Source organism: Cryobacterium roopkundense (assembly GCF_014200405.1).
In the GTDB taxonomy this organism is placed as follows: Bacteria; Actinomycetota; Actinomycetes; order Actinomycetales; family Microbacteriaceae; genus Cryobacterium; species Cryobacterium roopkundense.
Window position 1 is genome coordinate 2,017,784 of sequence record NZ_JACHBQ010000001.1, and the last position, 24,415, is coordinate 2,042,198.

At 63.8% G+C, this 24,415-nt stretch carries 24 protein-coding genes; 3 read left to right on the top strand and 21 right to left on the bottom strand.

Going from position 1 to position 24,415, the window contains the following annotated elements:
- Positions 1–2: 2 nt before the first annotated feature.
- The 9 genes from aroC to BJ997_RS09495 all read right to left on the bottom strand — a co-directional run bounded on the left by aroC (position 3) and on the right by BJ997_RS09495 (position 9,780).
- Positions 3–1,220 (bottom strand): chorismate synthase, encoded by a 1,218-nt coding sequence (aroC, locus tag BJ997_RS09455; RefSeq protein WP_035835765.1) that lies wholly within the window; start codon positions 1,218–1,220, stop codon positions 3–5.
- Between the two features lie 5 nt (positions 1,221–1,225).
- Entirely contained in the window at positions 1,226–2,080 is an 855-nt protein-coding gene (locus BJ997_RS09460; protein ID WP_236628856.1) for a shikimate dehydrogenase, read from the bottom strand.
- Positions 2,081–2,090: 10 nt separating this feature from the next.
- A complete protein-coding gene (mltG, locus tag BJ997_RS09465) occupies positions 2,091–3,473 on the bottom strand; it encodes an endolytic transglycosylase MltG (protein ID WP_221243950.1) in 1,383 nt (460 codons plus the stop codon).
- A 30-nt stretch (positions 3,474–3,503) separates the two neighbouring features.
- Positions 3,504–3,974, bottom strand: a complete 471-nt coding sequence (gene ruvX, locus BJ997_RS09470; RefSeq protein WP_183323411.1) for a Holliday junction resolvase RuvX — start codon at positions 3,972–3,974, stop codon at positions 3,504–3,506.
- A gap of 3 nt (positions 3,975–3,977) precedes the next feature.
- Complete coding sequence (gene alaS / locus BJ997_RS09475) at positions 3,978–6,632, bottom strand: alanine--tRNA ligase (protein WP_035835770.1); 2,655 nt, start codon at positions 6,630–6,632, stop codon at positions 3,978–3,980.
- 62 nt (positions 6,633–6,694) lie between these two features.
- Positions 6,695–6,910, bottom strand: coding sequence for a hypothetical protein (locus BJ997_RS09480; RefSeq protein ID WP_221243951.1), 216 nt, complete (start codon positions 6,908–6,910; stop codon positions 6,695–6,697).
- Positions 6,911–6,949: 39 nt separating this feature from the next.
- Positions 6,950–7,324, bottom strand: coding sequence for a DUF948 domain-containing protein (locus BJ997_RS09485; RefSeq protein ID WP_035835772.1), 375 nt, complete (start codon positions 7,322–7,324; stop codon positions 6,950–6,952).
- Positions 7,325–7,443: 119 nt separating this feature from the next.
- Positions 7,444–8,073, bottom strand: a complete 630-nt coding sequence (gene rpsD, locus BJ997_RS09490) for a 30S ribosomal protein S4 (protein WP_035835773.1) — start codon at positions 8,071–8,073, stop codon at positions 7,444–7,446.
- A gap of 366 nt (positions 8,074–8,439) precedes the next feature.
- Positions 8,440–9,780, bottom strand: a complete 1,341-nt coding sequence (locus BJ997_RS09495) for a replication-associated recombination protein A (protein WP_084141102.1) — start codon at positions 9,778–9,780, stop codon at positions 8,440–8,442.
- 83 nt (positions 9,781–9,863) lie between these two features.
- Here BJ997_RS09495 and BJ997_RS09500 point away from each other — a divergent pair, with 83 nt between their 5' ends.
- The 3 genes from BJ997_RS09500 (at position 9,864) to BJ997_RS09510 (ending at position 12,725) form a co-directional block, all read left to right on the top strand.
- Positions 9,864–10,661, top strand: coding sequence for a peptidylprolyl isomerase (locus tag BJ997_RS09500; protein ID WP_035835775.1), 798 nt, complete (start codon positions 9,864–9,866; stop codon positions 10,659–10,661).
- Between the two features lie 94 nt (positions 10,662–10,755).
- Positions 10,756–11,988 (top strand): DUF349 domain-containing protein, encoded by a 1,233-nt coding sequence (locus tag BJ997_RS09505; protein ID WP_152602107.1) that lies wholly within the window; start codon positions 10,756–10,758, stop codon positions 11,986–11,988.
- A 122-nt stretch (positions 11,989–12,110) separates the two neighbouring features.
- Entirely contained in the window at positions 12,111–12,725 is a 615-nt protein-coding gene (locus tag BJ997_RS09510; protein WP_052542057.1) for a hypothetical protein, read from the top strand.
- Here BJ997_RS09510 and BJ997_RS09515 read toward each other — a convergent pair.
- The 12 genes from BJ997_RS09515 to BJ997_RS09570 all read right to left on the bottom strand — a co-directional run bounded on the left by BJ997_RS09515 (position 12,722) and on the right by BJ997_RS09570 (position 24,414).
- Positions 12,722–14,974: a RelA/SpoT family protein gene (locus BJ997_RS09515; protein ID WP_035835777.1), complete on the bottom strand. Its 2,253-nt coding sequence runs from the start codon at positions 14,972–14,974 to the stop codon at positions 12,722–12,724. The genes BJ997_RS09510 and BJ997_RS09515 overlap by 4 nt on opposite strands.
- A gap of 89 nt (positions 14,975–15,063) precedes the next feature.
- Positions 15,064–16,095 (bottom strand): protein translocase subunit SecF, encoded by a 1,032-nt coding sequence (gene secF / locus BJ997_RS09520; protein ID WP_035835778.1) that lies wholly within the window; start codon positions 16,093–16,095, stop codon positions 15,064–15,066.
- Positions 16,095–17,810: a protein translocase subunit SecD gene (gene secD / locus BJ997_RS09525; protein ID WP_035835779.1), complete on the bottom strand. Its 1,716-nt coding sequence runs from the start codon at positions 17,808–17,810 to the stop codon at positions 16,095–16,097. The genes secF and secD overlap by 1 nt, the downstream gene beginning before the upstream one ends.
- A gap of 63 nt (positions 17,811–17,873) precedes the next feature.
- On the bottom strand, positions 17,874–18,239 hold the full coding sequence (locus tag BJ997_RS09530; protein WP_236628857.1) for a preprotein translocase subunit YajC: 366 nt from the start codon (positions 18,237–18,239) through the stop codon (positions 17,874–17,876).
- A gap of 95 nt (positions 18,240–18,334) precedes the next feature.
- Entirely contained in the window at positions 18,335–19,369 is a 1,035-nt protein-coding gene (gene ruvB, locus BJ997_RS09535; protein ID WP_035835780.1) for a Holliday junction branch migration DNA helicase RuvB, read from the bottom strand.
- Positions 19,366–20,019 carry a Holliday junction branch migration protein RuvA gene (gene ruvA / locus BJ997_RS09540; RefSeq protein ID WP_035835781.1) on the bottom strand — a complete coding sequence of 218 codons (654 nt, stop codon included), beginning with the start codon at positions 20,017–20,019 and terminating at the stop codon, positions 19,366–19,368. Before ruvA ends, ruvB begins: the two co-directional genes overlap by 4 nt.
- Positions 20,016–20,645: a crossover junction endodeoxyribonuclease RuvC gene (gene ruvC, locus BJ997_RS09545; protein WP_035835782.1), complete on the bottom strand. Its 630-nt coding sequence runs from the start codon at positions 20,643–20,645 to the stop codon at positions 20,016–20,018. The genes ruvA and ruvC overlap by 4 nt, the downstream gene beginning before the upstream one ends.
- A 5-nt stretch (positions 20,646–20,650) precedes the next feature.
- Positions 20,651–21,415: a YebC/PmpR family DNA-binding transcriptional regulator gene (locus BJ997_RS09550; protein ID WP_035835783.1), complete on the bottom strand. Its 765-nt coding sequence runs from the start codon at positions 21,413–21,415 to the stop codon at positions 20,651–20,653.
- Between the two features lie 136 nt (positions 21,416–21,551).
- On the bottom strand, positions 21,552–22,121 hold the full coding sequence (locus BJ997_RS09555) for a DUF1697 domain-containing protein (RefSeq protein ID WP_035835784.1): 570 nt from the start codon (positions 22,119–22,121) through the stop codon (positions 21,552–21,554).
- 51 nt (positions 22,122–22,172) lie between these two features.
- Positions 22,173–22,778 (bottom strand): pyridoxal 5'-phosphate synthase glutaminase subunit PdxT, encoded by a 606-nt coding sequence (gene pdxT, locus BJ997_RS09560; protein ID WP_035835785.1) that lies wholly within the window; start codon positions 22,776–22,778, stop codon positions 22,173–22,175.
- 52 nt (positions 22,779–22,830) lie between these two features.
- Positions 22,831–23,733, bottom strand: a complete 903-nt coding sequence (gene pdxS, locus BJ997_RS09565) for a pyridoxal 5'-phosphate synthase lyase subunit PdxS (protein WP_183323413.1) — start codon at positions 23,731–23,733, stop codon at positions 22,831–22,833.
- 78 nt (positions 23,734–23,811) lie between these two features.
- Positions 23,812–24,414, bottom strand: coding sequence for an HIT family protein (locus tag BJ997_RS09570; protein ID WP_052542763.1), 603 nt, complete (start codon positions 24,412–24,414; stop codon positions 23,812–23,814).
- Position 24,415: the final 1 nt, after the last annotated feature.

A 24,415-nucleotide genomic window follows, 5' to 3' on the forward strand; every position in this document is an offset into this window, starting at 1 on the left:
GGCTAGAGGGACGCGTCGCTCGACGCACCGGTCTTCAGGTTCACCGGAATATGCGCGAGGTAGGACTCCAGATTTCGACGCGTCTCGTCGATGGAGTCTCCCCCGAACTTCTCCAGCACTGAGTTGGCGAGCACGAGGGCGACCATCGCCTCGGCAACGACTCCAGCGGCCGGAACAGCGCACACGTCGGACCGCTGGTGGTGCGCGGGCGCCGCCTCGCTCGTGGCGACATCCACCGTGCGCAGCGCACGGGGAATGGTCGCGATGGGCTTCATGCCCGCCCGCACCCGCAGGACAGTTCCTGTGCTCATGCCGCCTTCGGTGCCGCCGGCCTTGTCGCTCGCGCGCTGGATGGCGCCGTCGGACTGAACAAGTTCGTCGTGCGCTTCCGAGCCGCGGCGAGTGGTGGTGAGGAAGCCATCGCCGACCTCCACCCCCTTAATCGCCTGAATTCCCATGAGAGCGGCAGCGAGCTGGGAGTCGAGTCGTCTGTCCCAGTGCACGAAGGAACCGAGGCCGGGCGGCAGATTGTAGGCGAGCACCTCGACGACTCCGCCCAGGGTGTCACCGTCGCGATGAGCCGAATCGACCTCGGCAACCATTCGAGCGGATGTCTCGGCGTCGAAGCAGCGCAGCAGGTCGGCGTCTAAGGCGTCCACGTCACTCGCCCGCGGAAGCGCAGCGCCGTCGGGTACGCGAACAGGGCCGATGGACAGCGTGTGGCTGACCAGCGTGATGCCCAGTTCGGCTAGGAAGGATCGCGCGATCGCGCCGAGCGCCACCCGCGCGGCTGTCTCGCGGGCGCTCGCCCGCTCCAGCACCGGACGTGCCTCATCGAAGCCATACTTCTGCATCCCGACCAGGTCTGCGTGGCCAGGACGAGGGCGGGTGAGCGGAGCCCCGCGACCGCGCGTCGTCGACCCGGCCGGCCCCTCCGCGGGCACATCGGCGCTCATCACGTCGACCCACTTGGGCCATTCCGAATTACCGATTCGCAGGGCGACCGGTCCACCGAGAGTGAGACCATGGCGCACGCCACCGGAGAGAGTGAGTTCGTCCTGTTCGAATTTCATGCGTGCACCCCGGCCGTAGCCCAGTTTGCGGCGCGCAAGATCGAGTCGGATCGCATCTAGTGTGACCGGGATTCCAGCGGGCAAACCCTCGACAATAGCGATGAGTTCGGGGCCGTGGGATTCTCCGGCGGTGAGCCAACGAAGCATGGTTCCTATCCTTCCACAGGGTCACGGCTGAGCACGCCGCGCATGGCAGCCAACACGTCGTCTTCGCCGGCCAGTGGAATAAGCGGGTCGCCAGAGACAAAGATCCTGTCCTGGATGAGGGCCTGGTGCAGCAGCATTCCGAGGCCGGAGATCACGGTGCCTCCGCTCTCCTGCCATGAGGTCGCCAAGGCGCTGGGCCACGGCGAATAGGCCACGTCGAAGAGCGGCACGTTGCGGCGCAGCTGCGGCGGAAATTCTCCCGAAAGGGCACTTCCGCCGGGAAGCGTGCTGATCACGAGGTCGCTCGTCGGGCGTGCACGCGCCAAGTCATCGAAGGCGGACACCGTGACAGTGAGTCCGAGGGTGCGACCCAGCTCGGTGAGTGGCAACGCCTTGGCGGTGTCTCTCACGATGACGTCGACTCCCTCTGCCCCCAGATCGGCCGCGGCCAAGAGCGCGGAACTAGCCGTGGCGCCGGCGCCGAGCAGGGTCACGTGCACCGCCCGCGTGAGGCCGTGCTCGGCCAGTGCGCGAACCAGACCCGCGACATCAGTGTTGAACCCCGCCAGGGTGCGACCGCCGGCTGCCGGCTTGATCAGCACAGTGTTGACCGCACCGGTCAGTGTGGCCACGCGATCCAGATCGTCGATGAGCGGCAAGACCTCGTGCTTGAGCGGCATGGTCAGGGACAACCCCAACCATTCAGGTCCGAGAACGTCAATGAAACTCGACAGCTCACCCGCCCGCACCTCATGCGCCTCGTAACGCCAGTTCAACCCCAATTCCCGATAGGCGGCCCGATGCAGCGCGGGTGACCGCGAATGCAGGATGGGGGAACCCAGAACCGCGAGTCGGCTCACGGCGAGTCGGCTACCCACGGTTCGCCCGCATCCAGTCCTGCCACGTGACGACGGCTGCCTCGTGTTCGGCGAGGGTGGTGGAGAACACAGTTTCACCGCTGTCCAGGTTCACCGTCACGAAGAACAGCCAGGGCCCGTCAGCGGGGTGGATTGCGGCATCGATGGCCAGATCACCGGGGTTTGAAATCGGACCGACCGGCAACCCCGGGTGAACGTACGTGTTGTACAGGTTCGACGCATCGGCGCGTTCGGCATCCGTTGTCGTGACGAGGTGAGTGTTGCCGGTGCCGTACGCCACTGTGGCGTCCGATTGCATCAGCCCACTCGACCACTGTGCGGGATCGTTTCGGTTGAGGAAGACACGAGAAACCTTGTAATAATCGTCGCGAAGACCCGCCTCACGCTGGATAAGGGAGGCCAGGACGATAGTGGACCACCGGTTCTCCACGGCAACGCCCGCGGCATCGAGCGCCTGAAACTGACGGTCGACGAGGGTCTGAAGGGCATCATCCGCGGAGATTCCCGGCACAAAGGTGTACGTCGCCGGAAACAGGAAGCCTTCCAGATTGGTGGCTTCGGCCGGCAGCCCGAAGGAACCGATGTCAGCGGCGGCGGCTTGCAGGTCGGCCAGCGGGATATCCGTGCCCTCGGTCATGAGCTGCAAGATATCGGCAGCAGCCGTCCCTTCGGGGATCTGCACCGTCTGCTCCAGCTTGTTGGCTGAATCCAGCAGGGCGTCGAGTGCTGAGCGTGAGCTCATCTGGGTCTTCAACTGGTAGGCACCCGGTTGGAATACAGGCTCGGGAGACTCCGTCAACAGTGTGGCGTAGAACGCATCGAAGCTCTGCACGACGTCCTGGCTCACGAGGGTCTGCGCGACATCGCTGCCCGTGTCACCATCGTGAATCATCACGATGACGTCCTCTTCCCCAGCGCCCGCGTAGTCGGCCGGACCCTGTACCGCGTTGATGAGCTGGGTTATCGGGCCCTGCAGCGCAAATGCTCCGGCGGCGAGGAGTGCGACGATCACCAGGAGCGCGATCAGACATCCCCAGGTACCCTTGCGGCTTTTCCGCTTTTCGCGCTGCGGCTCGGCCGCGAGTTCGGCACGGCGTCGCGTGCGCCCGGCCGCGCGCTGATGGGCCCGGTCGCCCGTGTGCGCCTCGTCAGATTCACTGTGTGAGGGTGCGAACAGGTTCGCGTCGCTCGCCGAGTCTGCCTCAGGCTCACGAATCGGCTCGACCGCGGAAGCATCGGGCTGGGCTGCAGGCTGGGATTCCGACTGAGGTTCCGACTGCGCTGAGGGTGACTGCGGCGCTTCGCCGCTGAGGGCGATCTGTTCGGCCTCTTCCTGCGCCTGCTGAGCCGCTCTCAGGGATCTGCGGGAGGGCAATGGCTGGTCTCCGGGAATGATCGGCACTGGTTAGGGCCTTCCGGTCAGGTCAACGGGCGAGCCGGCCGGCCTGCCCGATGAACGCTCGCTGTCGAGCGCATGCTGCAAAATTATAGTCGCGGCCACCTGATCGACGACCGGACGTTGAGTTTTGGCCGGCCGGCCCGATGCCCGCAAGGCGGACTGCGCAGAAACCGTCGAGAGCCTCTCGTCCACGAGCCTGACCGGAACGGCAACAGCGCGCGCAAGGATCTCGGCGAAGTCGGTGGCATCGTCGGTGGAAGCCGTGCGGTTTCCCGACAGAGCCAGAGGCAGTCCGACAATCACTTCGACGGCGTCGTATTCGCTCACGATCGCGACCAGGCGTGCCACGTCGGTCACACCCGCGTGGTCCCGACTCACTGTCTCCACGGGCATGGCGAGCATTCCGTGGTTGTCGCTGCGCGCGACCCCGATCCGAACCTTGCCGACGTCAACTCCGACGCGCACTCCCGACCGCATGACCTAGTGCGAGACGGTCGCGATGACCGCAGCCAAAGCCGCCGCGATGGCCTCGACGTTGGTGCCGCCGCCCTGGGCAAGGTCATCTTTTCCGCCGCCACCTCCACCGAGGATTCCGGCCACCTGCTTGGCCAGCGCGCCGGCCTTCTGCCCGGCATCGCGCGCGGCCTGGTTGGTCGCCACGATCACAACCGGCTTGTCTGCCACGATGGCGGCGAGAGCCACGACTGCGGGAGCGGCCCCCAGCCGCTCCCTCGTGGACGTCACCAGCAGGCGCACGTCATCGGCGGAATTCAACACGCCCAGGTTCTGGGCGACCACCGTCACGGCCCCAGCCCGAGACTGGCTGGCGACGAGGGCCGGCACCCTCTCGGTGAGAGCGCGGGATTCAAATGCCGCAATCTTCTTCTCTGCAGCCTTCAGGTTCTGCACGAGATCGCTGATGCGCTCCGGCAACTGCTCCCGCGGCGTCTTCAGGCTCGCGGTCAACTGCGACACGAGGGCACGTTCCGTCGCGAGGTCCCTGAAAGCTTCGAGGCCTACGAGGGCCTCGACGCGACGGTTCGTGGAACCCACGGACGCCTCGCTGGTGAGGTTGATCATGCCGATCTCGGCGCTGCTCGTGACGTGGGTGCCCGCGCAGAGCTCACGAGACCACGGTCCGCCGATATCAACGACGCGCACGCGGTCGCCATATTTCTCGCCGAAGAGCGCCATGGCGCCCAGCGCCTTCGCCTCAGCGAGGGGCAGCTCCCGGGTGGTGACGGGAAGATTGTCCCGGATGGCGTTGTTGGAGATTTCCTCGATCTCGCTGCGTGTCGCGAGCGAAAGCGCCTGGTTCCACGAGAAGTCGAGTCGGAAAAATCCCGCTTTGTTGTACGAACCGGACTGGTGCGCGTTAGGGCCGAGCACCTGTCGCAGGGCCGCGTGCAGCACGTGCGTGCCGGAATGCGCCTGCCGGGCACCGCGGCGCCAGTCCGGGTCGACGATGCTCGTGGCGTGGTCGTCCACACCGACCTCGCCGGATCGCACCATGACGGTGTGGCTGATGAGCCCCTTGACGGGCTTCTGCACATCGAGCACCTCGAGTTCGAAACCCGCGCCCACGATGAGGCCCCTGTCGGCGTCCTGGCCACCAGACTCCGCCCACAGCGCGGTCTCAGCGAGGATGACCTCAGCCGTTTCACCCGCGACGGCGCTCGTGACGGACACGCCGTCCACGATGAGGCCGAGAACGCTCGACTCGTGCTGCAGGGCGTCATAGCCGGTGAAGAGAGTCTCTCCCTCCGCACGAAACGGGCTGTACACCCCAAGATCGGCGAGGTGCGTTTTTTTGGATTTCGCGTCAGCCTTGGCCATGGTGCGCTGCTTCGTCATCAGAGCATCGAAGGCCTCACGATTGACGCTGAGGCCAGCCTCTTCCGCGATCTCGAGGGTGATCTCGATCGGGAAGCCATACGTGTCGTGAAGTAGGAACGCGGTCGGCCCGGCGAGCTCCGTCTTGTTCGCGGTCTTGGTCTTTGCCACGGCGAGGTCGAGCACCGCGCTGCCGCTCGCGAGGGTACGCAGGAAGGTCTCCTCCTCGGAGTAGGCGGCCTGGCTGATGCGGCCGAAATCCGTCTGCACTTCGGGGTAAGAGGAGCTCATGGCGTCGCGGGACGCCGGCAGCAACTCCGGCAGGCTCGTCGAGTCCACGCCGAGCAGGCGCATGGCCCGCACACTGCGGCGCAGCAATCGACGCAGGATGTATCCACGTCCTTCGTTGGACGGCATGACGCCGTCACTCATGAGCATGAGAGAGGAGCGCACGTGGTCGGCGACGATGCGCATGCGCACGTCGTCGTCATGGTTGGCGCCGTAACGGCGCCCGGAGAGCGCTGCTGCTCGATCGAGCACCGGGCGAACCTGATCGATCTCGTACATGTTCTCGACGCCCTGCTTGAGGAAGGCGACGCGCTCGAGTCCCATACCGGTGTCGATGTTCTTTTTCGGAAGGTCACCGAGAATCTGGAAATCGCTCTTTCCAGTGCTTTCCCCACGCAGGTACTGCATGAACACGAGGTTCCAAATTTCGACATAACGATCGTCGTCTGTCGCCGGGCCGCCGTCGGCGCCGTAAGCGGGACCGCGGTCGAAGAAGATCTCGGAGCAGGGGCCCGCAGGGCCGGGCTGACCGGTCGACCAGTAGTTGGATTCCATGCCGAGTCGCTGGATCCGGTTCTCCGGCACGCCAATCGCGCGCCAGTAACGAAATGCCTCGTCGTCGTCGAGGTAGATGGTGACCCACAAGTCCGATTCCCGGAAGCCGTACCCACCCTGGTTCTCCGGGGTGGTCAGCAGCTCCCAGGCGAAGCCGATGGCTTCCTCTTTAAAGTAGTCCCCAAACGAAAAGTTACCGTTCATCTGGAAGAACGTGCCGTGCCTCGGCGTCTTGCCGACCTCTTCGATGTCGTTCGTGCGGATGCACTTCTGCACACTCGTGGCACGAGTGTACGGCGCCGGCACCAGCCCGGTGAGGTAGGGAACGAACGGCACCATGCCCGCAACAGTGAACAGAAGAGTGGGGTCGTCACTGACCAGGGAGGCGGACGGCACAACTGTGTGTCCGCGATCGGCGAAGAAGTCGAGCCAGCGCCCGCGAATGTCGGCAGTCTGCATGGTGTCCGTAGCCTTGGTGGTTCGTGAATATCGAAAAGTCGTGGAGCGGATGCTCCCGGTTGTTATGGGCGCTCGACCTCGTCGGCATCGCCCAGGGCGGCGTGAAGCTCGGCTTCCCGCTGGCGGTACCCGTCTGAGATTGCCTCGCCGAACTCGCGCGCCTTGGCATCGAGGTCGGTGAAGAACTGCTTGCCCTGCTGCGATTTGTTCACCTCATGGGCGACAACGAAACCGGCGGCGACACCCACGACCAACCAGACGAAATTCTTCACTGTCATGCTCCCTCAACTTGGATGAACAACCTTCAGCGTATCGGTCTACGTTGCGTTGCGTCGGGACCTGGACGGCCTGCCGACACGAAAGGCGGCGCGCACCCCGGCCGAAAAACCGGCGAGTTTGATGAGCGGGCCGCCGACTGTCGCCGCAAACAGGGCGACGAGGGCGGAAATGTTGCCTGTGGCATCGGCCACATTGCTCGTGATCGTGTCGACTCGTGCCAGCTGCTTGCTCGTCTGCGCGATAGTCTCGGTGGTTTCCGAGAGGAGCGGAGTAACGCTCTGGCTCAACTCGTGGATGGCGCTGGTGGTCTCATCGAAAACGCGGCCGAGCTTCACGAGCGGAATGGCGATGACCGCCACGAGAATCGCGAATACCCCAGCGGCGATGAGCCCGGCAATATCTCCACCTGACATACCCGTACCAACCGTTTCCTGATCATGAGAATACAAAAGGGCGGATCACCCGGAGGTGGTCCGCCCTTTTCGCGTAGAGAACTACTGAGCGAGCTCAGGTTCTATCGAGCTGCACTGTGCTATCGAGCTGCGTAGTACTCAACAACGAGCTGAACTTCACACGTCACGGGGATCTCGATGCGCTTCGGGCTGCGCACGAGGCGGGCCTGCAGCTTGTCGAGCTCAACCTCGAGGTACGGGGGAAGCTTGGGCAACAGGTCCACGTGTCCGCCGGCGGCGGCAACCTGGAAGGGCTCCATGCCCTCGCTGCGAGCCTTGACGTGCATGAGCTGGCCCGGCTTCACTCGGAAGGAGGGCCGGTCAACGAGCTCTCCGTCAACGAGGATGTGACGGTGCACGATCATCTGGCGAGCCTGAGCCGTGGTGCGGGCGATCGCGGAGCGAACGAGGAGGGCATCGAGACGGGTCTCGAGGATCTCGACGAGGTTCTCACCGGTCAGTCCCTGACGACGACGAGCCTGCTCGAATGCAATCTTGAGCTGGGCCTCGCGGATGCCATACTGGGCACGTAAGCGCTGCTTCTCGCGCAGGCGGACGGCGTAGTCCGAGTCTGTCTTGCGCTTGGTGCGGCCGTGCTCACCCGGTGCATAGGGGCGCTTCTCGAGGAAGCGGGCTGCCTTCGGCGTGAGGGCAATGCCCAGCGCGCGCGACAGGCGGGTCTTACTGCGGGTACGTGACTTTGTAGACACGGTTTCCTTTCAATCGGACTCAACAAGGGAATACCAGGGCGGCTGCGCACACAGAGGTGGCAGGCGTCATGGGAGATCAGAGGATTGTGTGCCACGGGGACCTCGGCTACAGAGGAAAACCCATCCAAACCTGGAAACGGACGCAGCCGCATGCCGAAACCAGATTGTAGGCAGTGTTCAGATTAGCACAGTCTTGGGATGGGGCGGCGGAGGCGGGTTATCTGCTCCTCGCTCAGACATTGAGACTTTCCGGGGCCTCGCGCGAAGGACATGCGCGAGGCCCCGGAAAGCCTCAAAACTCACAACCCCGCGAACAACCCCGCGAACAACCCCCCTCCGCCGCAGGTTCAGTGCGGGAGTGTCCAGTTATTCGCCTCTGACTATTTTTCGGATTTTGTGGAGGCGGGCGGTGATTTCTCGCTCGTGGCCGTGTTCCGTCGGCGTGTAGTACCGAGTTGATTTCAGCTCGGTCGGGGGGTACTGCTGGGCGACCACGCCGAGGGCATCGTCGTGTGGGTAGCGGTAGCCCTGGCCGTGACCGAGGCGTTTGGCGCCAGGGTAGTGCGCGTCGCGCATGCCCTTAGGGACGCGGCCCATCTTGCCGGCGCGCACGTCGGCGATGGCGGCGTCGAGAGCCATGTACGCGGCGTTGGACTTCGGGGCGGTCGCGAGGTGCACGACGGCCTGGGCCAGAGGGATACGGCCTTCGGGCATTCCGATGAGCTGGACTGCGTCGGCTGCCGCGACGGCGATCAGGAGGGACTGCGGGTCGGCCATGCCGATGTCCTCCGACGCAAGGATGATGACGCGACGGCAGATATAGCGCGGGTCCTCACCGGCTTCGATCATGCGAGCGAGGTAGTGCAGGGCCGCGTCTACGTCACTGCCGCGCACAGACTTGATGAAGGCGCTGATCACGTCGTAGTGCTCGTCTCCGTTGCGGTCATAGCGCAGGAGGGCGCGGTCGACGGCGAGCGAGACGATGTCGGTGGTAATCACGGGCTTGCCGCTGGCGCCGGGCTCGAGGGTTGATTCGGCCGAAACGGATGCCGCCTCGAGCGCTGTCAGGGCGCGCCGGGCGTCACCGGAGGCGAGCCGGATGATCGCGCCGCGGGCTTCTGGGTCGAGTTCGAAGCGGTCGGCGAGGCCGCGTGGGTCGGTCACGGCACGGTCGACGACGATTCCGAGGTCGTCATCGCTGAGGACTTCGAGGGTGAGCAGGAGCGAGCGAGAGAGCAGCGGGGAGATGATCGAGAAGGACGGGTTCTCGGTGGTTGCTGCCACGAGGATGATCACGCCGTTCTCGACGCCGGGGAGCAAGGCATCCTGCTGGGCCTTGGAGAAGCGGTGGATCTCGTCAAGGAAGAGCACGGTGGACAACCCGTAGAGGTCCCGGCTGGTGCGCGCCTCCTCCATGACCTGGCGCACGTCGCGCACGCCCGCTGTCACGGCCGAGAGTTCGACGAAACGGCGTCCGGAGCTGTGCGCGATGGCCTGGGCGAGCGTGGTCTTGCCGGTGCCGGGCGGTCCCCAGAGTATGACGGACACGCTTCCGCGTTCCCCCGTCTTGTCGCTTGCGAGGCTGACCAGGGGAGAACCCGGCGTCAGCAGATGGCGCTGCCCGGCCACCTCGTCGAGGGTTTTGGGGCGCATTCTTACGGCGAGTGGCGTTGCGCCACTGCGCAGACCCGGTTGAGCATCCGACATTCCTCCAGCGTAGTTTGTGCGTAGAGTTCTACGAGGTCCGCGCAGACGTGCGCACCTGTTTACCTGTCTCCCGGAGGATCCCTGTGGCACAGAATTACAAGCACGAGCGCGAAGCACGTGAAGCTCGGGCACGCACGCGGGCCTACCAGGCTCGCCGCGAAGTCAACTCCCAGCAGCAGAAACGACGCCGCACGGACAACGTCATCGCCGGTGGGAGCCTCGTAGTTGTGCTCACGTTGCTCGTCGTGGCCCAGGTGCTCTACTTCAGCGGCGGCCCCGGCACACCGGAGCCCACAGACTCGGCGGCATCCGCTACACCAACGGCCACGCCGCCGACTGTCGCGAACAGCGGCGATGTGCCCCCGAGCGCGATCGCCGAAGGACGGTCGTGGGTCGGCGACCTGACGGTGAATGACGTCACCCTCGGGATCGAACTCGACGGTGCCGCTGCACCACAGGCCGTAGCTTCCACGATCTCCCTGGCCCAAAGCGGCTTCTATTCGGGCACGTCCTGCCATCGCCTCACGAACGGCGGATTTTTCGTGCTGCAGTGCGGAGATCCGTCCGGCGACGGCACCGGCGGGCCCGGCTATACCTACGGCCCAGTCGAGAACGCCCCGACCGACAATCTCTACCCGGCCGGCACCCTCGCCATGGCACGTCAGGGAGACAGCGCCTTCAGCATGGGCAGCCAATTCTTCATCGTGTACGAAGACACCACCATCGGTGCCGACACCGCCGGCGGGTATTCGGTCATCGGCACGGTCACCAGCGGCCTCGACCAGCTGAAGGCCGAGATTACGGATGCCGGCGTGGCCGATGGAGCCACCGACGGCGCCCCCGTGGTTCCCACGACGATTACCGGCATAACAGTTCAGTAGGATCACGCAAACTCGGCTCGAGCTTGCAATAGGCTTAGAGCAGTATGCATTGGTCCCCTCCGGGACCCACGACGAAAGCAGCAAGGTGAGCCTCTTGACTACGACAGATCAGCAACCATGGGGTCGCGTAGACGAAACCGGCACGGTTTACGTGCGTGAAGCGTCTGGCGAGCGTGCGGTCGGCCAGTATCCCGACGCGACTCCCGAGGAAGCACTCGCGTACTTCGAGCGTAAGTACGTGGAACTCAATGGACAGGTGACGCTGCTCGAGCAGCGCGCCAAGGGCGGTGCCCCCGCTGCGGATGTCGCCAAGTCCGTTGCCAACCTGACGACCGCGGTGGCCACAGCCAATGCCGTCGGAAACCTCGCCGCACTCGCCGAACGCCTGTCCGCCCTCGGCGGCGCCGTGACCGAACTCACCGAGCAGCAGGGGGTCGAGACGAAGGCTGCAGCAGCAGCGGCCGTGGCCGAACGCGCCGCTATTGTCGACGAGGCCGAGCGCCTGGCCGCGGAGGATCCGGCTAAGACCCAGTGGAAGCAGACCAGCGCCGCCCTCGACGCCCTGTTCGCCAAGTGGCAGGCGCACCAGCACGATGCCCCGCGCATTCCGAAGGGCGAGGCCAATGACCTCTGGAAGCGTTTCCGCGCGGCACGGACAACCATCGAGCAGAACCGCAAGGCCTTCTTCGCCGAGCTCGACAGCGCACACAAAGATGTGCGCACCCGTAAGCAGAACCTGATCGAGCAGGCCGAAGCGCTGGCCGACAAGGGTGCCGATGGGGTATCTGCGTACCGCAACCTGCTCGAGGAGTGGAAGAAGGCGGGACGCTCCGGCAAGAAACAGGACGACGCCATGTGGGCGAAATTCAAGGCCGCTGGAGACGTGCTGTACTCAGCGAAGTCAGAGGTCGAGGCTATCGACAACGAGGAGTACGACGCCAACCTCGTTGTCAAGCTCGAACTCGTCTCCGAGGCTGAAGCCCTGCTCACGGTGACGGACCGCGTCAAGGCTCGCGACGCCCTCAGCACCATCCAGCGCAAATGGGACGCCATCGGCAAGGTCCCCCGCGACCAGGTCAAGCCCATCGAAGACCGCCTGCGCAAGGTGGAAGCCGTGGTGCGAAAGCTCGACGAGGATCACTGGAAGCGCAACAACCCCGAGACGAAGGCTCGTACCGAGGGCCTCGCCGGCCAGCTGAACGATGCCATCGCCAAGCTCGAAGCCGAATTGGAAGCCGCCCATGCCGGCAAGGATACCGCCGCGATAACCGAGGCGACCGAGGCGCTGGAAGCCCGCAAGGCCTGGTTGAAGGCCATCGGCCAATAACGGCGGCCTCGCAGAAGCCACTCGGCAACCAGCCACTTTTCCACAGGCCGGTCGCAATGCCGTCTCTCCACAGATTCTGAGGTTTTACACCGAGAATCCTGGAGCGGCGGCATTCTTTGGTTATGAAAATTTCCGGGTTCACGAACTTAGGGTCGCTCAGCACGGCAAACCCCGCGTGCTCCCGCATGCCGGCAACGCTCTCCACCGCCGACCTGCCGCTCGCCGAGCTCATGTGCGCCCGGCTCGACGGCGAGGTTTACCCGCTGGGCGAGTGCTGGTGCCCGATCGACGAAATCGACTCGCCCAACCTTCGAGCCGCCTCCCTCGCTCCCCTGCTCCCCCGCCGGGCGATCATCGAACGACACAGCGCCGCGTGGGTTTACGATCTCTGCCCAGAACCCGCACAGCACGAATTCTGCGTGGACCTCGGAGCTCGGACACACGCCCAGCCGTCGCCGCGCAGGCACCTTCGGGAGGTGGTGTGCCCCACCGATGACACCGCGGAGCTGGGCGGCGTACGCGTGACAACACCGATTCGCACCGCCATCGACTTGGCCAGATGGGCGGCCCCGAATGCCGACGACCATCTCCTGCCGCTGCTGTTCGCCCTGCTGCGCTACGGCGGCTTCACCGACACGACTCAAGCCAGAGCCCGGTGTGAGGCGAGGTCGATACCTCATCGAGGCATTGCGCTCCGTCGGCTGGCCGCCGTCGAAACCCTGCTTCGAAGCGACTAGCCGTCGCTCACCCGATACACGTCGTAGACGGCGTCGATGCGGCGAACGGCGTTCAGAACGCGGTCGAGGTGCGTCGTGTCACCCATTTCAAACACGAACCGACTCAAAGCCAAACGGTCACTCGACGTGTTCACCGTCGCAGACAGAATGTTGACGTGGTGTTCGGACAACACGCGCGTCACGTCTGACAGCAGTCCCGAACGGTCCAGAGCCTCGATTTGAATGTGAACGAGAAAGAGGCTCTTCGATGTGGGGGCCCACTCCACGTCGATCATGCGTTCAGGTTCTTTCAGCAGGGACTGCACGTTGTGGCAATCCGCCTGATGCACTGACACGCCGGCTCCGCGCGTCACAAAACCCACGATCTTATCTCCGGGCACCGGAGTGCAGCACCGAGCGAGCTTGACAAGGATGTCGGGAGCGCCACGAACCAGCACACCGGAGTCGCTGGTGCGTGGGGCCTGCGTGTGACCGCGTGGGGCGACAGGAAAGTCGCTGACGTCGCTTTCCTCGATCGTCTGAACACTTGAGACGACCTTTTCGAGCACGGACTGTGTCGACACGTGCCCTTCGCCAACCGCCGCGTACAGGGCAGACACGTCTTCGTACTTCATGACCGCGGCGACTTCCGCGAAGGAATCCTGGTTCATCAGCTTTTGCAGTGGCAGATTCTGCTTGCGCATGGCACGTGCGATCGCATCGCGACCCTGCTCGATCGCCTCGTCTCGGCGCTCCTTCGTGAACCACTGCCGTATTTTGTTGCGCGCGCGCGGGCTCTTGACGAAGTTGAGCCAGTCCTTGCTGGGTCCCGAGTCCGGGTTCTTGGACGTGAAGACCTCGACGACGTCTCCAGTGTTCAGCGTGCTCTCGAGGGGCACGAGCCGACCGTTCACCTTCGACCCCATGGTTCGGTGACCGACTTCGGTGTGCACGGCGTAGGCGAAGTCAACCGGTGTCGCCCCGGCGGGCAGTCCGATGACGCGCCCTTTGGGCGTGAAGACGTAGACCTCTTTGGCCCCGATTTCGTAGCGCAAGGAATCCAGAAATTCCCCGGGGTCGGCGGTTTCGGCCTGCCAGTCCGAAATGTGGGCGAGCCATGCCATGTCGGTGTCGCTCTTGGGCCCGACGCCGGAGCTCTTGCCGTTGACCTGCTCCTTGTATTTCCAGTGCGCGGCCACCCCGAACTCGGCGCGTTGGTGCATTTCCTGGGTACGGATCTGGATCTCGACGGGTCGTCCGCTGGGACCCATGACTGTGGTGTGCAGTGACTGGTACAGGTTGAACTTGGGGGTCGCGATGTAGTCCTTGAAACGGCCCGGCAGGGGTGTCCAACGCGCGTGGATGGACCCGAGCACGGCGTAGCAGTCACGCACCGAGTTAACGAGGACGCGAATGCCGACCAGGTCGTAGATCTCGTCGAAATCTCGTCCGCGAACCACCATTTTTTGGTAAATGGAGTAGTACTGCTTCGGCCGGCCGGCAACCTTGCCGCGGATTCGAGCGGATTTAAGATCGTCATTGATGGTGTCTATGACGTTTTGAACGAATTCTTCACGCTGGGGGGTGCGCTGACGCACCAAGGATTCAATCTCGGCGTAGAGCTTGGGATAGAGCACGGCGAACGAGAGGTCTTCCAACTCCCACTTGATGGTCTGTATGCCGAGACGGTGCGCGAGGGGAGCGTAGATCTCCAGTGTTTCCGTGGCCTTGCGGACCGCAGACTCAGCGGGAACGAACCCCCACGTGCGGGCGTTGTGCAGACGGTCTGCAAGCTTGATGATCAGAACGCGGATGTCTTTTGACATTGCCACGATCATCTTGCGAACGGTCTCCGCCTGGGTCGAGTCACCGTACTTGACCTTGTCGAGCTTGGTGACACCGTCGACGAGCATGGCGATCTCGTCGCCGAAGTCACCTCGAAGTTCCTCGAGCGTGTACGACGTGTCCTCGACGGTGTCGTGGAGCAGAGCGGCGGCAATCGTCTTCGTGCCGATCCCGAGGTCCGCCAGAATTTGGGCCACGGCGACCGGATGTGTGATGTACGGCTCACCGCTGCGGCGTGTCTGGCCCTCGTGTGCACGTTCCGCCGTGGTGTAGGCCCGTTCGATGATCGACAGGTCGACCTTGGGATGGTGGAGACGCACGGTCTTGATCAGGGTGTCCACGGCGCCGACCGGCTGCGCACGGGAGAAGATGCGGGGCACAAGGCGGCGCAGTGACGCTGGGGACGGGGTCGTCGTCTCGGTCATCGTCACACCTCAATCCAGGGCTGGGTACATCAATTATGGCCGAACGACGACGTTTCGAGAAACGCGCCGTCCGGCCATCGGAGCACCCGCTACGCCGTCACCGACTCCGAACCGGCACTGGCCGATTGGGAACTAGTTGACTGAGCGCTCGCCTTGGCCGCCAACGCCTTCTTGTCGCGCTTGTGCGTTGCCGGTTCCCGGGTGCGCAACTGGGAGTACAACGGAGCCGCGATGAAGATGGTCGAGTAGGTGCCCACCAGGATACCGATCAGCAGGGCGAGCGAAATGTCCCGCAGGGTTCCGGCTCCGAGCACAAACGCACCAATGAACAGGATCGACGCCACCGGCAAGGCCGCGACGACAGAGGTGTTGATCGACCTGACAAGTGTCTGGTTCACGGCCAGATTGACGGAGTCCGCGAACGTTCGCCGGGAGCCAGGACCGTCCTCGCTGGTATTCTCGCGAATCTTGTCAAAGACCACCACGGTGTCGTACAGCGAGTAGCCGAGGATGGTCAGGAAACCGATGACGGCAGCCGGGGTGATCTCGAACCCAATGAGTCCGTAGATCCCGGCGGTGATGACCAGGTCGTGCAGCAGGGCCACCATGGCCGCAGCGGACATCTTCCAGGTGCGGAAGTAGATCGCCATCACGGTACCGGCGAGTACGAGGAAGACAACGAGGGCACGCAGGGCTTGCCCGGTGATGTCCGCGCCCCAGGACGGGCCGATGAAGGATGCGGCGACTTCTGTCTCCGGTACCTCGTAGGCAGTGGCGAGGGCGGCTCGCACGGCGCGGGTATCATCGCTGGTCAGCTGGTCGGTCTGCACCCGAACCTCGCTCGCTCCCACTGTGGACACCTTGGGCACGGCCTCCGGAACAATGCTCGCGATGGCATCCGTTGCGACGGTCTGATCCTGGTTGCTCACCTCCGAGATCACAAATTCGCTGCCACCGGTGAATTCGATACCGAAGACGAAACCGCCCCGGACGAACGGCCCGACGACCGAAATGAGGATCATCACGGCGGCAATCGTGTACCAGAGTTTGCGGCGCCCCACGATGTTGAACGAGCGTTCGCCCGTGTAGAGGTCATTTCCGAATTTCGCGAAGCTAGCCATCAGGAGTCCTTCCCATCGTTCGACGATTCAGTCGAGGATCCCACGAGCTCGGATGCCTTGCGCTCAGCAATGGTCTGTCTCTTGGCCGCTTCCTTACTTGAGGCCGAGGATTTGGTGCCCGGCACGGCGACGGAGGGCACAAATCGGGCGCGTCCGCGGTACACGGCACCCAGAGCCCGCGGGTCGAGCCCGCTGAGTGTGTGTCCCTCGTTGAAGAAGCGCGTTTTGGCGATGAGCTGCAGCATCGGGTGGGTGAACAGGCTCACGACGAGCAGGTCCACGATGGTGGTCAGACCGAGTGTCAGCGCGAATCCTCGCACGTTGCCGACGGCGAGCACGAACAGCACTGCGGCGGCGAGGAAGTTCACGACGTCGGAGGCGACGATAGTTCGGAAGGCACGCTTCCAGCCTGCCTCGACGGATGACTCGAGTCCTCGGCCGTCTCGCAGCTCATCCCTGACGCGCTCGAAGTACACGATGAAGGAGTCCGCCGTGATGCCGATGGCCACGATCAAACCGGCGACACCGGCAAGGGACAGCCGGTAGCCTTCACGCCACGACAGGATCGTGATGAGCAGATAGGTGATCACGCCGGCCACGACAAGCGACGCGACGGTGACCAGCCCGAGCAGACGGTATTGGGCAAGCGAGTACATCACCACGAGGATCAGGCCGATCAGACCCGCGATCAGACCGTTGACGAGCTGGGTGGAACCCAGAGTCGCACTGATCGTGTCCTGGCTCTGCACGGTGAAGCTGATCGGCAGTGCGCCGAACTTCAGCTGGTCGGCGAGTGCCTTGGACGATTCCTGGTCGAAGTTTCCGGTGATCTGGGGCTTGTCGGTCACACCCTGCACGCGTGGAGCCGTGATGACCTGACCGTCCAGAACAGCAGCGAACTGATTTTGCGGGGGCTGGAGAGCGATCAGTCGGCTGGAGACGCCGAGGAATTCGTCGGCTCCGCGTCCATTGAACTCAATGTTCACGACCCATTGGCCCGTTGGAGTTCCGCTCTGACCGACTTCCTGGCCGTTCGTCGCGTCGGAGATGTTGGCGCCGTCGACTTCGACGGGACCGAGGATGTATTTGGCAGAGCCGTCGGCCTCGCAGGTGATGAGGGGCTGGTCTGTGGGTGCCACGTTGTTCGTGTCGATCTTGGCGCAGTCGAAGGCCTCGTACTGGGCCTGGAGCGCCGGTGTGACGTTGTTGAGGTCACTGCCGTCCGTCGGTGCGACCTCAGGCGTGGTGGAGAGATTGGGATCGATCGTGGCTTCGGGCACTGGCGTGGCCGTGCCGTCCGCGCCGATGGCTGCTGTCGTCGGTGCCCCGGCAACTATGACGGGCCGGAATTCGAGTTTCGCGGATGACTCAATGCGGTTGATCGTCGCGTCGTCGGGCGTGCCCGGGATCGACACGACGATGTTCTGGCCACCCTGTGTGTTGATCTCAGATTCGGAGACGCCGGCCGAGTCGATGCGCTGGCGGATGATGGACACCGCCTGGTCGAGCTGTTCTTGGGTGACAGTCTCCCCCTCTGCGACCTGGGGCTCGAGGATGATCTGCGTGCCGCCCTCGAGGTCGAGGGCAAGCTTCGGGGCCCAAGAGCCGCTGCCGTTGAAAACACCGACGGCGTTGAAGGCAATGAGGCCGACAATCAGCACGCCAAGCCAGGTGAGGGAACGCCAGGCCTTCTTGGACGGGGACGACTTAGCCACCTAGGAACTCAGCTTTCTATGCTCGTGCCCACGCCGAAAGGCGTGGGCACGGTGAGGGGTGTGTTACGCGTCGCCCTTTTTGGGCTGGTTGTCAGTGTCGTCGCCATCGACGCGCTGCCCGAATTCGGGCTCGCCCATCGACTCGATCGAGGGGCTGTCCTGGAGGATGTCCTCGGCCGTCTCTGGCACAACCGGCTCAACCACACGCGCGATTGTCTGGCGGTGGATGTTGACGATAGTTCCGGGCGCGATCAGCAGCGCAACCTTGTTCTCTTCCTCGTCTATCGACACAATGGTGCCGTACATGCCGAAGTTGGTCATCACGTCTGCGCCGGCAACCATGGTGGCCTGCAGGGCTTCCTGATCACGCTTGCGCTTGCGACCGTTACGGAACATGAAAAATACGAGCATCGCCAAAACCGCGAGCATGACAAGAGTCAACGGATCCATAAAACTGTGAGACCTTCCGATTGCGGCCCGAGGGCCGAAGCTTGTGTGGGTGGCTCCTTAAGAGCCAACTTGAATTATAGGTCATCCAGCGTGAGGTCAACCTGAGGATTCCTCAAGCCGAAGTGACGCCACGCCTCGGCAGTGGCCACTCTCCCTCTCGGAGTGCGCGTGAGGAAGCCTATCCGCACGAGGAAGGGCTCGACGACAGCTTCGATGGTCTCGGATTCTTCACCCACCGAGACCGACAGTGTATTCAGGCCCACCGGGCCTCCCCCAAACCGCGTGAGAATAATCTTCATGACCTCACGGTCGAGGCGATCGAGCCCGATTTCATCGACGTCATACAGCTCGAGAGCCGCATGCACGGCTGCTAGATCGGCCCCGCCGCCGTGCACGAGGGCGTAGTCCCTCACACGTCGCAGCAGGCGATTGGCGACGCGCGGGGTACCCCGGCACCGTCCGGCGATCTCGGCTAGAGCGCGGGGTCCGATGTCGAGGTTGATCAGCTTCGCGGCTCTCGCGAGTACCTGCTCAAGTTCGCTATCGGCATAAAACTCTAGGTGGGCGGTGAATCCGAAACGGTCACGCAGCGGGTTTGGCAGCAAACCGGAACGAGTGGTCGCGCCCACAAGCGTGAACGGCGCCAGCTCGAGCGGCACGGATGTGGCCCCAGCTCCCTTGCCCACCATGATGTCGATTCGGAAGTCTTCCATCGCCAGGTACAGCATCTCCTCGGCAGAGCGAGCCATGCGATGGATCTCGTCGATAAAAAGCACCTCGCCCGGGATGAGGGAGGATAGTACGGCGGCTAGATCCCCGGCGTGCTGGATGGCCGGCCCGCTGGACATTCGCAGCGGACGATTGCCCTCGTAGGCGATGATCATGGCAAGCGTGGTCTTGCCCAGTCCGGGAGGTCCAGCAAGCAGAATGTGGTCTGGCGTGCGGTTCTGCATGGTGGCGGCGGTCAGCATGAGCTGAAGTTGCCCGCGCACCTTGTGCTGGCCAACGAACTCGCCGAGGCTCGCCGGGCGGAGGGCGCCCTCGAAGGCGAGTTCAGTCTCACTTTCCAGTGTGGGTTTGGTGAGCTCAACGCCCGGATCTGTCGTCATGAGCGATGTCCCGGATTCTGGGCCGGACCGAGCCGACCGAGGGCAAGTCGAAGCACGACAGCCACCGTGAGGGGAGCCGCTTCTGCCGTGTGCGAAGCCGAGTCAGCCGGAACGGCCAACTCCGTGAGTGTTTCCTCCACAGCCTCGGCCGCCACGCGTTCGGACCATCCGAGTCCAATGAGTGCTGCCTGCACGCTCGCGGCAACGGATGCCGATCCCGTCGGGCGCGAAGAAGCGGATGCCGTGGCCGTGACGGCAAGCTTGCCCGCCAGACTCAGAACGATGAGCTTGGCCGTCTTGGGTCCGATACCACTGACCTTGCGAAACACTCCATCGGCATCGTCGGCCACCGCTTGCGCGATCTGGTTGGGGGTGAGCACGCCGAGCACGCCGAGGGCTGACTTCGGGCCGACTCCGGTGACGCCGACGAGGAGTTCGAAGACGGAAAGCTCTTCCGGCGTGGGAAAACCGTACAGGGTTAGCGAGTCTTCCCGCACGATGAGCACTGTGAGCAGCCGCGCCTCGTCGTTCAACCGCAGCGACAGTGCCGTGGCCGGGGTGACCTGAACGCCGAGGCCCACTCCCCCGACTTCGATCACGACCGTCGAGCCGACGGCGGACAGGACGAGGCCACGTACAGAAGAGATCACCGCTTAAGACTACGGGGCACGACAGACACGGGCGTGCCCCGCTCCGCGGCGCGCCATGCCTTTTGTGCCGGAGTGAGGGGCCCCGCGGGCGACGCGGCCGCGGGGATCTTCGCGGGAGCGCTCGAGACGGCGCCCACGGCACCGGCGATGCCGGTGCGCCAGGCATGGCAAATTGCCAGGGCGAGGGCGTCCGCGGCATCCGCTGGCTGGGGAATTTCGGTGAGCCCGAGGATGCGGGCGACCATCGTGCCGACCTGCTTCTTGTCGGCCGATCCGTAGCCGGTGATCGCGGCCTTCACCTCACTGGGAGTATGCAGGGTGACGGGGAGCCCACGACGAGCCGCCAGCAGCAGGGCTACCCCACTGATCTGGGCGGTGCCCATGACGGTGCCCACGTTATTCTGCGCGAAAACGCGCTCGATCGCGACGAACTCGGGCCTGTGCCGATCGAGCATGTCCTCGATGCCCTCGCTGAGCAGCAACAGGCGCTTTTCGAGCGGCATGTCGATCGGACTGCGCACCACGGTGACGTCGACGAGCGTCGCCGAGCGATTTCCGGCAACGTCAACGACACCAACGCCGCACCGGGTGAGGCCCGGGTCGATCCCGAGCACCCGAACGGCCATCGGCGCTACTCCGAGTCGGCGTGAAGTTCGGCCTGAACGTTGGCGGGCAGATCGTAGTTGCTGTAAATGTTCTGCACGTCGTCGAGGTCCTCCATCGCGTCGATGAGGCGAAACACCTTCCGGGCGGTCTCGGCGTCGACTTCGACCTTGAGCGACGGGATGAACGCGATGTCCGCCGACTCGTAATCGATGCCCGCCGTCTGCAGCGCCGTGCGCGTGGCGACGAGGTCGTGTGCCTCGGAGAGAACCTCGAAGGATTCGCCGTCGTCGATGACTTCCTCGGCCCCGGCATCGAGCACGGCCAGGAGGATGTCGTCCTCGGTAATTCCGCCGGCCTTCTTGACCACGACAACTCCCTTGCGGTGGAAGTTATAGGCCACACTGCCCGGATCGGCCATGGCACCACCGTTGCGGGCCATGGTCGTGCGCACTTCGGCGGCCGCGCGGTTCTTGTTGTCGGTGAGGCATTCGATCATGATAGCGACACCGTGGGCCGCATAGCCCTCGTACATGATGGTCGTGTAGTCGACCTGCTCGCCCGACAGACCGGCACCGCGCTTGACTGCGCGGTCGATGTTGTCGTTGGGAACTGAAGTCTTCTTCGCCTTCTGAATCGCGTCGACCAGGGTGGGGTTACCAGAAAGGTCTGCGCCACCCATGCGCGCGGCCACTTCGATGTTCTTGATGAGTTTCGCGAAGGCTTTGGCCCGGCGAGAGTCGGTGACGGCCTTTTGGTGCTTCGTTGTGGCCCATTTGGAATGCCCGGACATGAATCTCCCGTTGTGTTGCTCGCTCGTTGTGACGTGAGGCTGGACTGCTGACTCTGGCACCGCAGTGCAACCCTTATTCTAGCCCGGGGTCATCGCTTCCTCCCGGAAGCGGTCGCCCGTAGCGGTCGCGTCGCGCTCAGGCGTTGCTGTCGGCGTGAATGAGTTTGCTGAGGGTGTGCAGGTTGCGAGTCGTGGTGGTATCGCGGTACTTCGGTTTTCCGCTCTTCTTGCTGAAGTGACTCTTCACGCCCACGGCCTTGCGAACCTCCCAATAGAGCACGCCGTGCCCCAGTTCGATTCGTTCGTCTGCGGCGTCGAGTTCACGGGCGTGGCCGGCGAGTTCGGTGAGCGCCGCGGGCTCGGACGCGAACATCACGTAGGGGTGCCAGCCGTCGCGTTCAGCGTCGAACGGGTAGGCGCGAATGATGCGGTCGAGACTTTCAGCCTCGACGAGAACGATGTACGCGTCGTAGTCGAATCGTTCGTGCAGCGCAGCCTCGATCAGAGCCTTGCGCTCGGCGATATCTGCGGCGAGGTCCTTCGGGTCCACGGGTTCGGTTCCGGTTCGAAACAGCACGTTGCCGCTTGCGAGAATCGTCTTCACCTCGGAGAACCCCAGCTCGCGAAAAAGGTCCGCCAGATCTGTCATGGCAATCGTGATGCCATTGACATTGATACCCCGTAGGAGCGCTACATACTTCGTCATCGTTGACTCATTTCCAAAAGCATCGTTGCCAAACCCTACCGACACAGCAGCCTAATGACGAAAAGCTGTGGCGCGAACCTTTCGGAGAAAGTATTCGTGGAAGCGGTATTCTCCGGTGATCTCGGGGTGGAACGAGGTGCCGAGAAGGTTTCCCTGTTCGACGGCGACACACCGACCATCCGAGAGTGTGGCCAGGGGTCGCGCGTTCGGGCCGACCGTTTCGACGACGGGGGCGCGAATGAAGACGGCGTGCACGGGTGCGAAACCGAGTTCCGGAACCTGCAGATCGGTCTCGAATGACGCGTTCTGTGACCCGAAGGCGTTCCGCCGCACGCTGATGTCCAGTCCGCCGATGCTCTTCTGACCCACGATGCCGTCGAGGACAGTGTCCGCGAGCATGATGAGGCCGGCGCACGTGCCGTACACCGGCAGGCCGGCGCGAACAGCGGCTTGCAGCGGGTCGAAGAGATCGAACATTCGGGCAAGTTTGTCCATCACGCTCGACTCGCCGCCCGGAATGACGAGCCCACTCACGCGGGCCAGCTCTTCGGGGCGACGAACGAGCTCGACTCTGGCACCGAGCGTGCGCAACACGTCGGCGTGCTCGCGAAAATCGCCTTGCAGGGCGAGCACGCCGACCGGTGAATCCTGGTTCATGACCGTGTCTTCCCGAGCGATGCCGAAGACCGACGCCTCACGAAGGAGCGAGCTACCAGCCACGCTCGGAGAGACGGTGCGGCGCGGCGAGGTCAGACACGTTGATTCCCACCATCGCTTCGCCGAGTCCGCGCGATACCTGGGCGATGACCTTGGCATCGTCATAGAACGCGACGGCCTTCACGATCGCTGCGGCACGCTGCTCAGGGTTACCGGACTTGAAGATTCCGGAGCCCACGAACACGCCGTCGGCGCCGAGCTGCATCATCATTGCGGCATCGGCAGGAGTCGCGACTCCACCGGCCGTGAACAGCACGACGGGGAGCTTGCCGGTGGCCGCGATCTCGGCAACGAGCTCGTAGGGCGCCTGCAGTTCCTTGGCGGCGACGTACAGCTCGTCCTTGCCCATGGACGACAGCCGTGCGATTTCCCCCTTGATCGTGCGGATGTGCTTGGTCGCCTCTGATACGTCACCGGTACCGGCCTCGCCCTTGGAGCGAATCATCGCGGCACCCTCGGTGATCCGTCGAAGCGCCTCCCCGAGGTTGGTCGCGCCACACACGAACGGCGTGGTGAAGTTCCACTTGTCAATGTGGTTCTTGTAGTCGGCCGGACTCAGTACCTCTGACTCGTCGATGTAGTCCACGTCGAGGGCCTCGAGAATCTGGGCTTCGACGAAGTGTCCGATGCGTGCCTTTGCCATCACCGGGATGTTGACCTCGGCGATGATGCTGTCGATCAGGTCAGGGTCGCTCATTCGGGCGACGCCTCCCTGCGAGCGGATGTCGGCGGGTACGCGCTCGAGGGCCATGACGGCGACGGCGCCGGCGTCTTCCGCGATGCGAGCCTGGGCAGCGGTGACGACGTCCATAATGACGCCGCCCTTGAGCATTTCGGCGAGTCCGCGCTTGACGCGGCTCGAGCCGAACTTTTCGGCGGAGGTGTTTTCAGTCATGATATTGATCCTATTCCTTGAGCTGAGTGCTTAAAGCCGGGCCGGGAGCGCCGAACGGGCGCCTCTCCCGGAATGGAGTTATTCAGTGCCGGGAGGCCAGGCCTCGGCCACTTCGCGGCGAGTTTCACCGAGGAGCTTCGGGATGGCTTTTGTTCCGGCGATGATCGGAAAGAAGTTGGAGTCGAGCGCCCACCGCGGCACGATGTGCTGGTGCAGGTGTTCGGCAATTCCGGCACCCGCGATGCGGCCCTGGTTCATACCGATATTGAAGCCATCACACTTTGAGACAGCTGTGAGTACCCGCATCGCGATCTGTGTCAGCGTGCCGATTTCAGCGATTTCTTCAGGGCTCGCTTCGTCGTACGTCGCGATGTGGCGATACGGACAGACGAGTAGGTGCCCGCTGTTGTACGGAAACAGGTTCAACAACACGTACGCGTGCGTGCCGCGGGCCACGATCAGGGCCTTCTCGTCGTCCATGTCCGGTGCGAGGCAGAACGGGCAATCGTCGGGATGCGGCTGCTGACCGTCCTGGATGTAGACCATGCGGTGCGGTGTCCAGAGCCGCTGGAAGGCATCCGGAACGGCGGCGAAGTCTGACGAGTTCTCGATTAACGGGTTGTCGAGCTCGAGGCTGTCCTCATGGCTCGCCTGTCCGGCGGTGCCGTCTGCATTCGTCATC

Coding starts and splice junctions, on each gene's coding strand:
- BJ997_RS09570 (WP_052542763.1), bottom strand. CDS start 24,414: ATGACGAATGCAGACGGCACCGCCGGACAGGCGAGCCATGAGGACAGC.
- BJ997_RS09510 (WP_052542057.1), top strand. CDS start 12,111: ATGAAAATTTCCGGGTTCACGAACTTAGGGTCGCTCAGCACGGCAAAC.
- BJ997_RS09485 (WP_035835772.1), bottom strand. CDS start 7,324: ATGTCAGGTGGAGATATTGCCGGGCTCATCGCCGCTGGGGTATTCGCG.
- secF (WP_035835778.1), bottom strand. CDS start 16,095: ATGGCTAGCTTCGCGAAATTCGGAAATGACCTCTACACGGGCGAACGC.
- pdxS (WP_183323413.1), bottom strand. CDS start 23,733: ATGACTGAAAACACCTCCGCCGAAAAGTTCGGCTCGAGCCGCGTCAAG.
- ruvB (WP_035835780.1), bottom strand. CDS start 19,369: ATGACGACAGATCCGGGCGTTGAGCTCACCAAACCCACACTGGAAAGT.
- alaS (WP_035835770.1), bottom strand. CDS start 6,632: ATGCAGACTGCCGACATTCGCGGGCGCTGGCTCGACTTCTTCGCCGAT.
- BJ997_RS09550 (WP_035835783.1), bottom strand. CDS start 21,415: ATGTCCGGGCATTCCAAATGGGCCACAACGAAGCACCAAAAGGCCGTC.
- aroC (WP_035835765.1), bottom strand. CDS start 1,220: ATGCTTCGTTGGCTCACCGCCGGAGAATCCCACGGCCCCGAACTCATC.
- BJ997_RS09530 (WP_236628857.1), bottom strand. CDS start 18,239: ATGCTCGCGGTTTTGGCGATGCTCGTATTTTTCATGTTCCGTAACGGT.
- ruvC (WP_035835782.1), bottom strand. CDS start 20,645: ATGGCCGTTCGGGTGCTCGGGATCGACCCGGGCCTCACCCGGTGCGGC.
- ruvX (WP_183323411.1), bottom strand. CDS start 3,974: ATGCGGTCGGGAGTGCGCGTCGGAGTTGACGTCGGCAAGGTTCGGATC.
- BJ997_RS09495 (WP_084141102.1), bottom strand. CDS start 9,780: ATGTCGGATGCTCAACCGGGTCTGCGCAGTGGCGCAACGCCACTCGCC.
- pdxT (WP_035835785.1), bottom strand. CDS start 22,778: ATGAACCAGGATTCACCGGTCGGCGTGCTCGCCCTGCAAGGCGATTTT.
- BJ997_RS09515 (WP_035835777.1), bottom strand. CDS start 14,974: ATGACCGAGACGACGACCCCGTCCCCAGCGTCACTGCGCCGCCTTGTG.
- BJ997_RS09555 (WP_035835784.1), bottom strand. CDS start 22,121: ATGACGAAGTATGTAGCGCTCCTACGGGGTATCAATGTCAATGGCATC.
- BJ997_RS09480 (WP_221243951.1), bottom strand. CDS start 6,910: ATGACAGTGAAGAATTTCGTCTGGTTGGTCGTGGGTGTCGCCGCCGGT.